At 63.6% G+C, this 228-nt stretch carries 1 pseudogene; it reads right to left on the reverse strand.

Annotated features, from left to right (window positions below):
- Positions 1-228, reverse strand: a pseudogene (gene dnaK / locus EOB49_RS36075) (molecular chaperone DnaK); the annotation flags it as partial.

The following is a 228-nucleotide window of genomic DNA, read 5'->3' on the forward strand; positions in this document are numbered from 1 at the left end:
AATCGGCGTCGACAACGTCACTGTCCTTGGCGGCATCCGCCTTGGCGTCGGCTTCCGCCGCTTCCTTCTGCGAAGCCTCGTACATAGCTTGGCCAAGCTTCATCGAAGCCTCGGCAAGCGACTGGCTCTTGGCTTCGATGTCGGCCGGGTCGTCGCCTTCGGTCGCTGTCTTAAGCGCCGCGATCGCGTCGGAGATCGCCGTGCGCTCGCCTTCCGAAACCTTGTCGC

This window comes from Mesorhizobium sp. M7A.F.Ca.MR.148.00.0.0 (genome assembly GCF_003997735.1).
Lineage (GTDB): Bacteria > Pseudomonadota > Alphaproteobacteria > Rhizobiales > Rhizobiaceae > Mesorhizobium.